Annotated in this window: 13 protein-coding genes; 7 read left to right on the top strand and 6 right to left on the bottom strand. The window is 61.4% G+C overall.

Translation table 11 applies throughout. The features are described from left to right. The first annotated feature begins 305 nt into the window (after positions 1 to 305). Together selD and mnmH are read left to right on the top strand one after the other, a co-directional pair. The gene (selD, locus tag PFLQ2_RS10830) at positions 306 to 1340 is read left to right on the top strand and encodes a selenide, water dikinase SelD (RefSeq protein ID WP_033046128.1); all 1035 of its coding nucleotides are present in this window, start codon (positions 306 to 308) and stop codon (positions 1338 to 1340) included. Further along, positions 1340 to 2443 (top strand): tRNA 2-selenouridine(34) synthase MnmH, encoded by a 1104-nt coding sequence (mnmH, locus tag PFLQ2_RS10835; protein WP_003183049.1) that lies wholly within the window; start codon positions 1340 to 1342, stop codon positions 2441 to 2443. The genes selD and mnmH overlap by 1 nt, the downstream gene beginning before the upstream one ends. 121 nt (positions 2444 to 2564) lie before the next feature. Here the strand turns inward: mnmH and PFLQ2_RS10840 are convergent, their stop codons facing one another. After that, positions 2565 to 3239: a hypothetical protein gene (locus PFLQ2_RS10840; RefSeq protein WP_033046127.1), complete on the bottom strand. Its 675-nt coding sequence runs from the start codon at positions 3237 to 3239 to the stop codon at positions 2565 to 2567. Between the two features lie 320 nt (positions 3240 to 3559). Between PFLQ2_RS10840 and PFLQ2_RS10845 the strand changes: the two genes are divergently transcribed. From PFLQ2_RS10845 to PFLQ2_RS10860, 4 genes are all read left to right on the top strand, one after another. Continuing rightward, positions 3560 to 4258 (top strand): glutathione S-transferase family protein, encoded by a 699-nt coding sequence (locus PFLQ2_RS10845; RefSeq protein ID WP_003183046.1) that lies wholly within the window; start codon positions 3560 to 3562, stop codon positions 4256 to 4258. Then, positions 4255 to 5112: a PhzF family phenazine biosynthesis protein gene (locus tag PFLQ2_RS10850; RefSeq protein ID WP_225970837.1), complete on the top strand. Its 858-nt coding sequence runs from the start codon at positions 4255 to 4257 to the stop codon at positions 5110 to 5112. The genes PFLQ2_RS10845 and PFLQ2_RS10850 overlap by 4 nt, the downstream gene beginning before the upstream one ends. A gap of 113 nt (positions 5113 to 5225) precedes the next feature. Then, positions 5226 to 6200 (top strand): porphobilinogen synthase, encoded by a 975-nt coding sequence (gene hemB / locus PFLQ2_RS10855; RefSeq protein ID WP_003183043.1) that lies wholly within the window; start codon positions 5226 to 5228, stop codon positions 6198 to 6200. Between the two features lie 278 nt (positions 6201 to 6478). Beyond that, entirely contained in the window at positions 6479 to 7573 is a 1095-nt protein-coding gene (locus PFLQ2_RS10860) for a DUF1615 domain-containing protein (RefSeq protein ID WP_003183041.1), read from the top strand. A 103-nt stretch (positions 7574 to 7676) separates the two neighbouring features. On the opposite strand, the gene PFLQ2_RS30660 is transcribed toward PFLQ2_RS10860, so the two are convergent. Then, the gene (locus PFLQ2_RS30660; RefSeq protein ID WP_033046553.1) at positions 7677 to 8189 is read right to left on the bottom strand and encodes a hypothetical protein; all 513 of its coding nucleotides are present in this window, start codon (positions 8187 to 8189) and stop codon (positions 7677 to 7679) included. Positions 8190 to 8411: 222 nt separating this feature from the next. On the opposite strand from PFLQ2_RS30660, the gene PFLQ2_RS10870 reads away from it, so the two are divergent. Beyond that, positions 8412 to 9041, top strand: a complete 630-nt coding sequence (locus tag PFLQ2_RS10870; RefSeq protein WP_003183037.1) for a glutathione S-transferase family protein — start codon at positions 8412 to 8414, stop codon at positions 9039 to 9041. 1 nt (position 9042) lies between these two features. Here PFLQ2_RS10870 and PFLQ2_RS10875 read toward each other — a convergent pair whose 3' ends face one another. From PFLQ2_RS10875 to PFLQ2_RS10890, 4 genes are read right to left on the bottom strand one after another with little or no spacing between them, the layout of a single operon-like run. Next, a complete protein-coding gene (locus PFLQ2_RS10875) occupies positions 9043 to 9579 on the bottom strand; it encodes a PqiC family protein (protein ID WP_033046126.1) in 537 nt (178 codons plus the stop codon). A 17-nt stretch (positions 9580 to 9596) separates the two neighbouring features. Beyond that, positions 9597 to 11255, bottom strand: coding sequence for an intermembrane transport protein PqiB (locus PFLQ2_RS10880; protein ID WP_003183033.1), 1659 nt, complete (start codon positions 11253 to 11255; stop codon positions 9597 to 9599). Continuing rightward, positions 11236 to 11895 (bottom strand): paraquat-inducible protein A, encoded by a 660-nt coding sequence (locus PFLQ2_RS10885; RefSeq protein ID WP_003183031.1) that lies wholly within the window; start codon positions 11893 to 11895, stop codon positions 11236 to 11238. Before PFLQ2_RS10885 ends, PFLQ2_RS10880 begins: the two co-directional genes overlap by 20 nt. Beyond that, positions 11892 to 12488 carry a paraquat-inducible protein A gene (locus tag PFLQ2_RS10890; RefSeq protein WP_003183029.1) on the bottom strand — a complete coding sequence of 199 codons (597 nt, stop codon included), beginning with the start codon at positions 12486 to 12488 and terminating at the stop codon, positions 11892 to 11894. Before PFLQ2_RS10890 ends, PFLQ2_RS10885 begins: the two co-directional genes overlap by 4 nt. Positions 12489 to 12535: the final 47 nt, after the last annotated feature.

Here is a 12535-nt window from a genome sequence, read left to right as displayed (position 1 = left end):
AAGTCCTTATTCATACGGGGCGAACCCCGTGTTCCTTGGGCGAAGAAAATAACGTCGATCAGGCGGTCCCAATCGGTTGCGCAAACGTTTGCATATCTCGTACCAATTCATTTGAGAGCCTTGAAAAGCCAAGGTTATTGGTTATTTTCCTGTCCTTTTGGTCAGACAGCGCGCACCTCGGTGTCTCGCGGTGCCTTGCAGAAGCACCAAAGGGCGGCAGGGAGAGGGATGTGGCGCCCGGTGGGGCACTGAAGCGTGGGTGTTGCTGGTAGAATCGCTCCCCTTGACTTACGAGAGGTATGCCCATGAGCGAGCCGATTCGCCTGACCCAGTACAGCCACGGCGCCGGTTGCGGCTGCAAGATTTCGCCCCAGGTGCTGGAGGTGATCCTGGCCGGCAGCGGTGCGCAGAACCTTGATCCGAAACTGTGGGTCGGCAACGCTTCCCGGGACGACGCCGCGGTCTACGCCATCGATGACGAGCGCGGCGTGGTCTCGACCACGGATTTTTTCATGCCGATTGTCGACGATCCGTTCGATTTCGGCCGCATCGCCGCCACCAATGCCATCAGCGACATCTACGCCATGGGCGGCGATCCGCTGATGGCCATTGCGATTCTCGGCTGGCCCGTCAACGTACTCGCTCCGGAGATCGCTCGGGAAGTGATTCGCGGCGGTCGTTCGGTGTGTGACGAGGCCGGCATTCCCTTGGCTGGCGGGCATTCGATCGATGCGCCTGAGCCGATTTTCGGCCTGGCGGTCACTGGCCTGGTGCATAAGCGCCACATGAAACGCAACGACACCGCCACCGCCGGCTGCCGTCTGTACCTGACCAAGCCGCTGGGCATCGGCATCCTGACCACCGCCGAAAAGAAGGGCAAGTTGCGCGCCGCCGATGTCGGCCTGGCCCGTGACTGGATGTGCACGCTGAACAAGCCCGGCAGCCGCTTTGGCAAGCTCGACGGTGTGACGGCGATGACCGACGTCACCGGTTTTGGCCTGCTCGGGCATCTGGTCGAAATGGCCGACGGCAGCCAATTGACCGCACGCATTCGTTACGACGCGGTGCCGCGTCTGCCGGGCGTCGAGTATTACCTTGACCAGGGCTGTGTGCCGGGCGGCACGCTGCGCAATTTCGACAGCTACGCGAGCAAGGTCGGTCGTGTCCAGGAGCTGCACAAGCGCGTCCTGTGCGATCCACAGACCAGCGGCGGATTGCTGGTTGCCGTCACTGCCCAAGGCGAGGAAGAGTTCCTGCGGGTGGCCGTTGAGCTTGGCCTTGCATTGGAGCCCATTGGCGAACTGGTTGAGCGACAGATCCACGCGGTCGAGGTGTCATGATGCCCCGTGACATCACCGATTACCGCGACATCTTCCTCAACGACCGGCCGATGATGGATACCCGCGCGCCGGTCGAATTTCTCAAGGGCGCATTCCCCGGCGTGGTCAACTTGCCCTTGATGACCGACCTCGAACGGCAACGCGTCGGCACCTGCTACAAACAGCAGGGCCAGCAAGCGGCCATCGTTCTCGGCCATCAACTGGTGTCCGGCGAGATCAAGGCGCATCGCATCCAGGCCTGGGCCGAATTCGCGCAAACCCATCCTGACGGCGTGTTGTACTGCTTTCGCGGTGGCTTGCGTTCGCAGATCGTCCAGCAGTGGCTCAAGGACGAAGCGGGCATCGACTACCCCAGGGTTGGTGGCGGCTACAAGGCCATGCGCACCTTCCTGCTCGACACTGTCGAGCGAGCGACCACCGAATGCGACCTGGTGTTGCTGGGCGGAATGACTGGCACCGGCAAGACCGAGGTGCTGAGCCAACTGGACAATGGCCTGGACCTGGAAGGCTATGCCAATCATCGCGGTTCAAGCTTCGGCAAACGCGCCACCGGCCAGCCTTCGAATATCGACTTTGAAAACCGACTGGCGGTAGACGTGCTGAAAAAGCGCGCCGCCGGTATCGAACAATTCGTCCTCGAAGACGAGAGCCGCATGGTCGGCAGTTGCGCCTTGCCGCTGCCGCTGTTCCAGCGTATGCAGCAGGTTCCGATGGTCTGGCTGGAAGACAGCCTGGCGCAGCGAGTCGAGCGAATCCTGCGTGATTACGTGATCGACCTTTGTGCCGAGTTTGTCGCTGTGCATGGCGAGGAAGGTTTCGCGCTGTTTTCCGAGCGTCTGCTGGCGAGTCTGAACAACATCCACAAGCGCTTGGGCGGTGACCGTCACCGGCGTTTGCTGGCTATTTTGGAAGCAGCCCTGATCGAACAGGCCAACACCGGCGCCGTCGACTTGCATCGCGGCTGGATCGAAGGCCTGCTGTGTGAATACTACGACCCGATGTACGTGTTCCAGCGGGAAAAGAAGGGCTTGCGGATCGAGTTCGCGGGGGAGCGGGCGGCGGTGCTCGACTATCTGCGTGAGCGAGCGCTTCGCGGCGTGTGATTAGGCTGAATCAATGTGGGAGCGAGCTTGCTCGCGAAAGCGGAACATCAGTCAGCATCGTCGGCGGCTGATCCGCCGCTTTCGCGGGCAAGCCCCACAAAGGCAGGGAGCCAGCGAACGGTCAGGTCGGACAGGCTTCCTTGCCGTTGTCCAGGCCTTGCTTGTAGCTCTGGCTCCTGAGGCTGGCCTTGCCGTTGTGCCAGGTCAGGGTCAGCACGTACAGCGAATCGAAATCCCCTGATGCCCAATCATCGGTGATGGTCTGCTTCTTACCCACGGCCTCGCCGGCGACCTTATTGATCAGCTCCGGCAGGTAGCCATGGGACCAGGCGGTATAGATCGTGGCGTTGTGGTACTTGTCATGCAGCAGCTCATCGGCCAGTTCGCTGGTGTCGTTGGCCGAATAATTGATATTCACCGGCAACCCGAGCTTGATGGCGCTGGGGCTGATGGTCATCAGCGGGCGAATGTAGCTGTAGGAGTTGTCCTTCTCGCCTTCCTCGACGTTGCGGGTAGGGTTGGCGGCGAACACGTAGTCGGCCTTGCCGAATTTTTCCGGCAGCAGGGTCGCCAGGTCAATGGCGCGGTTCAGGCCCTGGCAGTTGAGTTGGCCTAGGCCACCGGCGGGTTTCTCGGCATGGCGCAGGAACACCAGGGTCTGCACGCCGTCGGCGGGTTGGGCGCGACTGACGCTCGACTCCAGGGACAGCACCAAACCACAGACAACCAGCAGCGTCGGCAGCATCAGCCACGAACGGTGTTTGAAACGTCTGGCGAAATTCAGTGGGTTCATCATCGAATAAATATTCTTCAGCACTCGTGAGTCAGGCTGACAAACCTTGGCACCGCAAGGCTTTTGACCTCGGGTGTTTTCCCTGTCATGACGCCGCTTCGATTCCTCGGGGCATTGCTCAGAGTCTCCTGAGGCCCTTTGGTTCGATCCCGGCCGAATGCGCCGCACTGTAGCGGCCTCTCTCGGGGGATGGGACGAACCTTAGCGACAAGATGTTGCGAAATTAAGAATGGCCGATGTGAATCCCATGACGCGTCGCTGATGCCGCCGTGCGAATCTTGGATTATCCTCGGGCCTTTCCTTTATTTTTCGAGCTGACACCCATGCCCGACCTGACCCCGTTCCCCATCACCCAGAAATGGCCCGCCCAATACCCTGAGTGGATCCAGCTCTACTCCCTGCCAACGCCCAACGGGGTGAAAGTCTCGATCATGCTGGAAGAGACCGGCCTGCCCTACGAACCCCACAAAGTGGACTTCGGCAGTAACGACCAGTTGTCCCCCGAGTTCCTTTCCCTGAACCCCAACAACAAGATTCCGGCGATTCTCGACCCCCATGGTCCGGGCGATCAGCCGTTGGCGTTGTTCGAGTCGGGGGCGATCCTGATCTACCTGGCGGACAAGAGCGGCCAATTGCTGGCCCAGGAGTCGGCGGCGCGCTACGAGACGATCCAATGGCTGATGTTCCAGATGGGTGGGATCGGGCCGATGTTCGGGCAGTTGGGATTCTTCAACAAGTTCGCCGGCAAGGACTACGAAGACAAGCGCCCTCGCGATCGTTACGTCGAGGAAAGCAAGCGCCTGCTCAAAGTGCTGGAAGGGCGCCTGCAAGGGCGGGACTGGATCATGGGCGAGCGCTACACCATCGCCGATATCGCCACGTTTCCGTGGGTGCGCAACCTGATCGGCTTTTATGAGGCCGGTGATTTGGTCGGCATCCAGAACTTCCCCAATGTGACGCGGGTGCTGGAGCGCTTCCTGGCCCGACCGGCCGTGGCGCGTGGTTTGAAGATCCCGGAATGAACAAATCCATGGCCGGCCGATTCGATTTCAAGCAACTGGATGTGTTCAGCGAAGTGCCCCTCAAGGGCAACCCGCTGGCGGTGGTGCTCGGCGCCGATGGGATCAGCGACGAAGGTATGGTCGCCTTCGCCAATTGGACTAATCTCAGCGAAACGACTTTTCTGCTGGCGCCGCGACATCCGCAAGCCGATTACCGGGTGCGCATCTTCACCACGTCGACCGAATTGCCCTTCGCCGGCCATCCGACGTTGGGCAGTTGCCACGCGTGGCTTGAAGCCGGGGGCGTGCCGAAAGGGCAGGAGATCGTGCAGGAATGTGGCGTCGGCCTGGTCAGAATCCGCCGCAGCGATCACGGATTGGCGTTTCTTGCGCCGCCCTTGCTCAAATCCGGTCCGCTTGCGGCCGATCTGCTGGAGCGGGTGCGCCAGGGGCTAGGGCTTGCGCCCGAGGCGATTGTCGACGCGCAATGGGTCGATAACGGCGCCGGTTGGTTGGCCTTGATGCTCAAGGATCGCCAGCAGGTGTTGACGCTCAAGCCTGATTATCACCAGTTGCTGGATCTGGCCGTGGGCGTGATTGCGCCTTGGGACCCGGTGGTGGATGGCGATGAGGCGCATTTTGAAGTGCGCGGTTTCATTGCCGGAGATGGCATGCCGGAGGATCCCGCGACCGGCAGCCTGAATGCCGGGCTTGCGCAATGGATGCTGGCCAAGGGCTTGGCGCCGACGTCCTACGTGGTCAGCCAGGGGCTGACGATGGGCCGGGCCGGGCGCATTCATGTCGAGCAATTGGGCGATGACGTTTGGATTGGCGGCGCGGTGGTGACGTGCATCAATGGCTCGCTGAGCTTGTGAGGCGATTATTGCTCGCCGGGTAACACTCTGTTTTCCCGCCGGCGTTTGTGCCCTGGCCAGCCAGGGCATAAGCTTTGCCCCTGTGATCGAACACCTATTTGCCCAGGAGTCCCATGTCCAGCCAGTTCCCCGATGCACGTCCACGCCGTCTACGCCGCAATGCCAGCCTGCGCAGCCTGTTCCAAGAAACCGAGTTCACCTTGAACGACTTGGTGCTGCCGATTTTCGTCGAAGAAGAAATTGATGATTTCGTGCCGATCAAGAGCATGCCGGGCGTGGTACGCATTCCCGAAGCGAAACTGGCCAGTGAAATCGAGCGCTATGCCCGTGCCGGCATCAAGTCGGTGATGACCTTCGGTGTGTCGCATCATTTGGACAGCGACGGCAGCGACACCTGGAGCGAGCGCGGCCTGGTGTCGCGCATGGCCGGGATCTGCAAGGATGCGGTGCCGGAAATGGTCGTGATGTCCGACACCTGCTTCTGTGAATACACCGATCATGGCCATTGCGGCGTGTTGCACGGGCACGAAGTGGACAACGATCGGACCTTGATCAACCTGGGCAAGCAAGCCGTGGCGGCAGCCCGTGCCGGTGCCGACGTGATCGCGCCGTCTGCGGCCATGGACGGACAGGTCCAGGCCATTCGCAAGGCCCTGGACGAGGCCGGTTTCAGCCAGACTGCAATCATGGCCTATTCCACCAAGTTCGCCTCGGCGCTCTACGGCCCGTTCCGCGAGGCTGGCGGCAGCGCCTTGAAGGGCGACCGCAAGAGCTACCAGATGAACCCGATGAACCGCCGCGAAGCACTGCGCGAATCCTTGCTCGACGAGCAGGAAGGCGCCGATGCGCTGATGGTCAAGCCGGCCGGTGCCTACCTCGATATCATCCGCGACATCCGCCAGGCCTCGAACCTGCCGCTGTCGGCCTACCAGGTCAGCGGCGAATACGCGATGATCAAATTCGCCGCCCAGGCAGGCGCCATCGACGAAGCCCGCGTGGTACGCGAGAGCTTGGGGGCGATCAAACGGGCTGGTGCAGACCTGATCTTCACCTACTTCGCAATGGATCTGGCGCTGAGCGGAATCTGACCCACCGCACTCACCACACGGGTTCCTGGGGTACACGCTGCAATCGCAATCACCACAAATCCCCTGTGGGAGCGAGCTTGCTCGCGAAAGCGGTGGGTCAGTTTGCATCTATGTCGGATGTGCTGGCGCCATCGCGAGCAAGCTCGCACACAGGGGACTGCGGGGGTTATCGAATCGGTTTTACTTCCAGAATATTTGTTGCTCTGCGCGACGGAACATAGCCCGTGTCCGTTTTTGATCGTATGGTGGCTTCGGAGTACTCGACCTGATGGAGCACCATGCATTTCAATCGATTGATGATCAGCCTTGCCGCATTGCTGGTCCTGGCCGGTTGCGGCAGTCGCCAGGTGCAGGAGCCTGAGCGTCAGCCTGCCGAGGTCAAGCAGCAGATCGTGCGGTTGTTACCGGCCAAGACGGCGGATCGTGAAGGCTGGGCCACTGATATATACGTGGCCTTCGCGGCGCAGCAGATCCCACCCACGACGCAGAATATCTGCGCAGTCCTGGCAGTGACCGAACAGGAGTCGACATTCCAGGCGGACCCGACGGTGCCCGGGCTGGGCAAGATTGCCCGGGAGGAGATCGACCGCCGTGCGGCCAAAGTCCATATCCCGAGCCTGCTGGTCAGCGGCGCGCTCCAGGTGCGTTCCTCCAACGGTAAAAGCTACAGCGACCGACTCAACGCGGCGCGTAGCGAGAAAGAGCTGAGCGATATTTTCGACGACTTCATCGGCATGGTGCCGCTGGGCAAGACGCTGTTCGGCGGTTTCAACCCGGTGCACACGGGTGGGCCGATGCAGGTCAGCATCGCGTTTGCCCAAGCCAATGCGCGAAACTATCCCTACGCGGTGGACGGCTCGATTCGTCGCGAAGTGTTCAGCCGTCGGGGCGGGATGTATTTCGGCATCGCACATTTGCTTGGCTACCCGGTGAGCTACACCGAGCCGCTGTATCGTTTCGCTGATTTCAATGCCGGGTGGTACGCCAGTCGCAACGCGGCTTTCCAGCATGCGGTGAGTCGGGCAACTGGCATTACCCTGGCGCTGGACGGCGATTTGATCGTGCATGATTCCATCATGCCGGGCAGTACGGAGCTGGCGGTGCGCACGTTGGGCAAATCATTGGAGATGCGCAACCCGACCATTCGTGATCAGTTGGAACAGGGTGAGAGCCTGGCATTCGAGGACAGCAAACTCTATAAAAAGGTCTTCGAACTGGCTGAACGGGCCGAGGGCAAGCCGTTGCCACGGGCGGTGCTGCCGGGGATCGTGCTAAAGAGTCCGAAGATCACGCGCAAGCTGACCACGGCGTGGTTTGCCAAGCGGGTGGATGAGCGCTATCAACGCTGCATGGCGCGGGCATCGGGTCGTTAGGCGCGGCTGGCCCACGAAAAAGCCCGGCGGATAAGGCCGGGCTTCTATGACGACGGGTTTGGTCCGAGAACTGTCTGGAATGTTGCAGCAGCGAACGAACCCCTCATGCGCGGTTCTGGGCCAGACGGTCGGAGCCACCTTCAGCCACACGACGTTCCAGCAGACGATCAGCACCGCCTTCGGCAACGCGGTTCTCGATCAGGCGATCAGAACCACCTTCGGCAACGCGACGTTCCAGCAGACGATCAGCACCGCCTTCGGCAACGCGATTTTCGATCAAGCGATCAGAGCCACCTTCAGCCACACGACGTTCCAGCAGACGATCAGCACCGCCTTCGGCAACACGGTTCTCGATCAGGCGATCAGAACCACCTTCGGCAACGCGACGTTCCAGCAGACGATCAGCACCGCCTTCGGCAACGCGGTTCTCGATCAGGCGATCAGAACCACCTTCGGCAACGCGACGTTCCAGCAGACGATCAGCACCGCCTTCGGCAACGCGATTTTCGATCAAGCGATCAGAGCCACCTTCGGCAACGACCGGTTGGGAGGAGGCGGCGAATACGTTGGCGGCCAGTACCGAGAAAGCGAAGCTGAGGATGAGTTGGCGTTTCATGATGGTGTGCTCCGGGGTGTAGTGGGTTGGTGTGATGCCATTGTTGCGCCGGGCAATCATCAAGAGAACTTCATTGACATGATGGTGAACATCGATGGCAGTGATAGCTCGTTCAGCTACCTTTGGTTGGCGTGATAGAGGAAGGTGCGCGTCGTCCGCCAAGTGGAACACCGGCGGGTTCGCGGGTTCTACCGGGCTGAGTACTCAGCAGGAGGCAAACTCATGTATCTGTTATTCGGTCACAGGCAATCCGGCTCCTCAGCGGTGGAAATCGCCTTGGGCCTGTGCGACGTGGCGTACCGCAGGGTCGATGCGTATTCCACTGAGGACAGCACCGCGGCGAAGGAACTCGAGGCGCTGAACCCGCAGAAGTTGGTCCCGACGCTGAAATTGCCGGACGGCTCGGTGCTGACTGAAGCCGCGGCGATTCTGATTCACCTCGGTTTGTCCTTTCCACAGTCGAAATTGCTGCCTGACGATCCTGGGCAGCGTGCGCAAGCCATACGGGGCCTGGTCTACATCGTCGCCCATTGTTATACGCCCATCGGCATCATCGATTTTCCGGAACGCTGGCTGGAGGATGCGGACGAGGCGACTCGGCAGCAATTGGTCCGCGGCACACAGCAGCGGCTGTATCGCAACTGGGCGCTGTTTGCCGACCAATTCCCGGCCCGGCCGTTTCTCAGCGGCGCCGAGCCAGGTGCGCTGGATATCCTGGCCGCCGTGATCACCCAGTGGCAGGGTACGCGCGAAGCCATGTTAAACGCCCGCCCAGAGTTTCATGGGTTGCTGGAGCGTATCGACCGCCATCCACGCGTTGCGCCGATCCTGTCGCAGCATTGGCCCGAGTGAATCAGGGACACGCCTTGCGTGAAGCAGCTTGCTCTACCAGGCCGACGAATTGCCGGACGTTGTTCTGGTGCGCTGTCACCAGCTCGTCGATGCTGCCTGCGGCCGGCGTTTGCAAGCTGCTGCGGCAGGTCAGGGGACGGGCTTCGTTACCGAGGTTGCGCAAGCGCCACTGCACGTCCATGCGGGCGTAGCGGCCGGGGATCGAGTCGAAGCGTTGCACGTCTACCCGCAGCAACAGTTTCGGTGCGCCGGGGTTGTTCAATTGTTCATCCAGGCTGCTGTGCAGTTCATCGGCCAGGCTGGCGCCCCACCATTCGGTTTCCAGGATCGCCAGCCCGCTGTTGCCTTGGCGGATGACCATCTGGGTGCGATCCACTTGAGGTGGAACACTGACTTGCTCGACCTGGATGTCCACATTGCTGCGCCTTTGATCCGCCGGTTGGGCCGGGCTCAGGGTGTGATAGTGAATGGGATCGCTACGGCAGGCGCCGAGCAGCAATGCCAAGGCAATCAACGAGCATTTCAGCATTCGCGGCATAAGGCGCGCTCCTGTGGTCATTCTTTTACCGGGAATGTGAGGTTCTGTGCCGGTGCGTCCTTGGGGCGACCGCGCAGCAGCGACTCGGGGTGGCGGCTCAGGTAGTCGGAGAGCTCGCGCAACGAACGCGACATGCGCCCCAGATCGTCCAGGGTCTGGGTCAGTTGTTCGCGTTGCGGCGAATCTTCGGCCAGGGTCGAGTTGGCTGATTGCAGGGTCTTGCTCACGTCCTGCAACGTGCTCTGCACGCCTGGCAAGGTCTTGCTGTTGAACTGGGAAAGACCTTTGCGCAACTCCACGAGGTTGCCATCCAGGTTGCTGGCGATGCTTTCCAGCGGCAGTTTGTTGATGCGTTCGACCATCGACTGCAATTGCTCTTGCAATTGCTGGAGGCTGCCTGGAATGGTCGGTATGCGCACAGGTCGGGCGGCGGGGTCGAAGGCGACTTTTTCAGCCTTGGGGTAGAAGTCCAGCGAGATATACAACTGCCCGGTCAGCAGGTTGCCGCTGCGGGCCTGGGCGCGCAGGCCCCGTTCGACGAAGCTGCCGATCAGGCGGGCGCCGGCGGCTTCGTCGTCCGGATTGTGATTGAGCGCACTGAGCAGTTTTTCGTGGGCCTTGCCCAGCCGCTGCGGATAGATCACTACCCCGACATTGACCGGGAAGCTGCGCTGCTTCTCGTCGAAATCCAGATTGATGGCAACGACCCTGCCGATCTCCACGCCCAGGAATTCCACCGGCGCATCGACCCGCAAACCGCGCAATGCCTGGTCGAAACGCAAGGCCAGGTACTGCGCCTTGCCATTGGGCGGGGCGAGGGCGCTCTGCTGGTCGGCGAACAACTCGAAGGTCTTGTCATCGGTGGCGGGGACGTCGCCAGGGCTGTATTCCGGTGCCCGGAACGCGATCCCGCCCAGCAGCAGCGCCGACAATGATTCGGTCTTGACCGCGAAACCATTGGCACCGACGTTCACGTCCACGCCACTGACGTTCCAGAACCGGGTATTTTCGGTGACATACACATCGTTGGGTGCGTTGACGAACACGTCGATATTGACGCCCTTGCCATCGGCGTCGAGGGCGTAGGACACGACCTGGCCCACCGGGATCTTGCGCAGGTAGACCGGCGAGCCGATGTCCAGCGAGCCGAGGTCCTGGGAATGCAAGGTGAAGCGCTTGCCCGGTTCGCCGTAAGTGATCGGTGGCGGGGCTTCCAGGCCCGTGAAGGACTTGGCCCGTACTTTCGACTGGCCGGCGTCGGCGCCGATGAAGTCGCCAGAGAGCAGGGTGTCGATGCCTGAGATACCGCCGGCGCCGATGCGCGGCCGTACTACCCAGAACACCGAGTCTTCGTGGGTGAAGGTATCGGCCGTCTTGGCGAGCTTGACGGTGGCGGTGACGTTCTTCTGGTCATTGCTCAATTGCACATCGGTGACCTGGCCGATGACTACGTTGCGATATTTCACCTGGGTCTTGTTGGCGGTCAGGCCCTGCCCGGTCTTGAAGGTGATGGAGATGGTCGGGCCTTCCTGCAGCCAGTTGTGGACCACCAGGGAAACCCCTACCAGCACGGCGATGATCGGCACGATCCACACCAGCGACACCGTCCAGCGGCGCGTGGTGACATGGGCGCGACCCGGTGCGGGTCGTTGCCCGTCAGTGGCTTGCGACTTCATCCATGATCTCCTCGGATGGTTGGGTGTCCCAGATGAGCCGGGGGTCGAAACTCATGGCCGACAGCATGGTGAACAGCACCACGAGGCCGAAGAACAGAATGCCCGGTCGCGGTTCGATATCGCTCAGGGCCTGGAACTTGACCAGCGCTGCCACCAGGGCCACCACCAGCACGTCGAGCATCGACCAATAGCCGATGACTTCCACCAGCCGGTACAGCTTCGCCCGCTGCAGTTGGGCCCAAGTGCTGCGCCGTTGCACGGTCACCAGCAGTAGCGTCAACACCACGAACTTGATGCCGGGCACGGCGATGCTGGCGATGAAGATGATCAGGGCGATGTCCCAGGCACCGCCTTGCCAGAATTCGATCACGCCGCTGATGATGGTGCTGTCGGCACCTTCGCCCAACATCTGGGTATTCATGACCGGAAGCAGGTTGGCCGGAATGTAGAACACCAGCGCCGCGAGCATGTAGGCCCAGGTGCGAGTGATGGAGTCTGGCTTGCGTCGATGCAGGGCGGCGTCGCAGCGAGGGCAGGTGTCGGGCTCGTCGGTCATGTCGCAGGCCAGGCCACAGCTGTGACACAGGCACAGGTTCAGGTCGCTGGCTTCTGGCGGCGTGACCTGCGGCTGGCCGTTCATGGACGATCCCACAGGTCACGGACATCACGCCCGGCAATGCGGATCATCAGCAGGCTCAAGGCCGCGAGGGCGAACAGGCCGATGCCCGGCAACACGTCCAGCAGCCCGGCGAGCTTGATCACCGCCACCAGTGCGCCCAGCAGGCACACTTCCAGCATGCTCCAGGGCCGCAGGGTTTCCAGGCTGCGCATGCACAGGCTGAACCCCGGCGCCCGCCGTTGGCTGTAGGCGTAGGCCAGCACCCAAAGCAGGAGCGCCAGTTGAAGGGCCGGCGCGACGATGATCGCTACCGCAGCCACGAGGGCAATGAAGGTAATCGGCCCATGGCTGAGCGCCACGATGGAATCCCACAGCGTGGCGCTGTTGTTCAAGCCCTGGAGCCGGATGCTCATCACCGGGTAGACATTGGCAAAAGCCCACAGCACTGCGGCCGTGAGACTCAAGGCCAGGCGCTGCTCGATGCTTAGGCCGTCGTAACGCTGGATGACTGCGTGGCATCGCACGCACGAGGCTTTCTGATGGCGGGCGAGTACAACCGGCTCGTATACCGCATCGCAATGTTCACAAATGATCAGTCGGTCGGCATTGGCCATCAGGATGCTCGGGCAGGAACAACCCCTTCAATATAGAAGTACCCAGG

The organism is Pseudomonas fluorescens Q2-87 (assembly GCF_000281895.1).
In the GTDB taxonomy this organism is placed as follows: domain Bacteria; phylum Pseudomonadota; class Gammaproteobacteria; order Pseudomonadales; family Pseudomonadaceae; genus Aquipseudomonas; species Aquipseudomonas fluorescens_S.
This window is presented reverse-complemented; position numbering and strand designations above follow the sequence as displayed.

Bases quoted from the DNA above. Each gene is read 5' to 3' on its own strand.
- PFLQ2_RS10880 (WP_003183033.1), bottom strand. From the start codon at position 11,255: ATGAAGTCGCAAGCCACTGACGGGCAACGACCCGCACCGGGTCGCGCC.
- mnmH (WP_003183049.1), top strand. From the start codon at position 1,340: ATGCCCCGTGACATCACCGATTACCGCGACATCTTCCTCAACGACCGG.
- PFLQ2_RS10885 (WP_003183031.1), bottom strand. From the start codon at position 11,895: ATGAACGGCCAGCCGCAGGTCACGCCGCCAGAAGCCAGCGACCTGAAC.
- PFLQ2_RS10845 (WP_003183046.1), top strand. From the start codon at position 3,560: ATGCCCGACCTGACCCCGTTCCCCATCACCCAGAAATGGCCCGCCCAA.
- PFLQ2_RS10850 (WP_225970837.1), top strand. From the start codon at position 4,255: ATGAACAAATCCATGGCCGGCCGATTCGATTTCAAGCAACTGGATGTG.
- PFLQ2_RS10870 (WP_003183037.1), top strand. From the start codon at position 8,412: ATGTATCTGTTATTCGGTCACAGGCAATCCGGCTCCTCAGCGGTGGAA.
- selD (WP_033046128.1), top strand. From the start codon at position 306: ATGAGCGAGCCGATTCGCCTGACCCAGTACAGCCACGGCGCCGGTTGC.
- PFLQ2_RS10875 (WP_033046126.1), bottom strand. From the start codon at position 9,579: ATGCCGCGAATGCTGAAATGCTCGTTGATTGCCTTGGCATTGCTGCTC.
- PFLQ2_RS10840 (WP_033046127.1), bottom strand. From the start codon at position 3,239: ATGATGAACCCACTGAATTTCGCCAGACGTTTCAAACACCGTTCGTGG.
- hemB (WP_003183043.1), top strand. From the start codon at position 5,226: ATGTCCAGCCAGTTCCCCGATGCACGTCCACGCCGTCTACGCCGCAAT.
- PFLQ2_RS30660 (WP_033046553.1), bottom strand. From the start codon at position 8,189: ATGAAACGCCAACTCATCCTCAGCTTCGCTTTCTCGGTACTGGCCGCC.
- PFLQ2_RS10860 (WP_003183041.1), top strand. From the start codon at position 6,479: ATGCATTTCAATCGATTGATGATCAGCCTTGCCGCATTGCTGGTCCTG.
- PFLQ2_RS10890 (WP_003183029.1), bottom strand. From the start codon at position 12,488: ATGGCCAATGCCGACCGACTGATCATTTGTGAACATTGCGATGCGGTA.